1 protein-coding gene is annotated in these 1,784 nt (G+C 31.5%); it reads left to right on the forward strand.

Features of this window, described 5'->3' with window-relative positions:
* A partial coding sequence (locus UIB65_RS09285; RefSeq protein ID WP_330041125.1) for an AMP-binding protein occupies window positions 1-1,784 on the forward strand: 1,784 nt, incomplete at both ends.

A 1,784-nucleotide genomic window follows, 5' to 3' on the forward strand; every position in this document is an offset into this window, starting at 1 on the left:
CAATTATTTAGATTTAAAATCTATAAAACTCCAACGGAAACCATATTATTCATTGATTTCCATCATATTATTTCTGATGGAGTATCTCAAGGCATTTTCTTTAATGATTTGACCAAAGCATATAATGATGAAGAAATCGAAGCTGAAATAATTAACGGATTTGAATACAGTCTGATTGAAGAGAAAGCCTCTGTTAGTGAAGTTTCTGAGAAATTCTTCAAAAAACAATTTAGCCAAGACATTGAATCAACAGTTTTAACTCCAAATATGAATGGTAATCCAGATATTGGAAATATTAAACTTATTTCAGACCAAGTGGGTTCTGATTTTGTCAAACACTTCTGTAAAGACCATTCAATAAGTTCAAACGTTTTATTTATGGCTGCTACACTTTTAAACCTTAATAAATTTACATTTAGTGACAAATCATTAATTACAACAATATTCAACGGTAGGGCAAACCCTAATTTTTCAAATACTCAGGGAATGTTAGTTAAAACCTTACCGGTTATTGTAAATGCCGAAAATCGTGACATGTGGGTTGAAGATTACATAAAAATAGTTGATAAAGCATGGAAAGATGCATTGATTCATAGCGATTATCCGTACACAAAACTTTCAGAAGAATATCAATTAAAACCAGAATTCTTCTATGCGTTTCATGAATCCTTAACGAATGATATTGAACTTAATGGTAGAGCTTATGAAGCAATTGACCTTGATGGTACTGTTTCAACGGATTATAAAATAAACTTGGATATCTATGATGATGGGGAATTTATTACTCTGTATTTGGAATATAACGATCAAATCTATACTGAAGAGTATGTTAGTCTGTTCCTGCGTTCAATTAAATATGTCTTATTCCAATTCTTTGTAAATGATATGGATAAGCTAAAACTAAATGATATTGAGTTGATGGAAGGGGAAATTCCAGAATTTGAAGAAATTGACACTCCAATTTTACATAAACGCTTTGAAAAACAGGTTGTTGAAAAAGCAAATCGTGTCGCATTGGTTGCAAGTGATGCCACTTTAACTTATGGTGAGTTGAACGAGAAAAGTAATAAGATTGCAAATGCATTACTCAAACGAGGCGTAAAGCCTAAAAGCAATGTCCTTATAATGCTTAAAAGGGACAGTAATTTAATTGCTTCTATTTTAGGTGTCCTGAAAGCAGGTTGTGCATATGTCCCTATTGATCCAGAATATCCTCAGGAAAGAATCAACTACATTTATGAAAACAGTCAGGCGGATTATATCATAAGCTATGAGACTTCTGACAATTCTATAAATGTCAATGAACTTCTTGAAGAGAGTATTACTGTTAATCCGAATGTTGATGTTCTTCCAGATGATTTGGCATATATGATTTATACTTCAGGTTCAACAGGTAATCCTAAAGGAGTAATGATTAGTCATAAAAACATTTGTAATCAGGCTCAAAATCCTAAATCCACTTATGATAGTTTGCTTTGTATTACAACTATCTCTTTTGACGTGTCTGTTGACGATATTTTGACATCTCTTTCAAATGGATTGAAATTGATTTTGGCTGATGATGTTCAAATCAGAAATGTTCCTGAGCTTATTAAATTGATTGATGAAAATAAACCTGAAGTTTTAGAAATTACTCCTTCAAGAATTGGGTCTTATCTTGAATTAGATGAATTCTGTAATGTTGTTTCTTGTTTAAAATGTATTTTCCTTGGTGGTGAGCAATTTTCAGCAAAAGTTTATGAAGATTTAAGAAAATACAGTGATGCTGTTGTCTATAACAGTTA

The sequence above is a fragment of the Methanobrevibacter sp. genome, assembly GCF_036307625.1.
Lineage (GTDB): Archaea > Methanobacteriota > Methanobacteria > Methanobacteriales > Methanobacteriaceae > Methanocatella.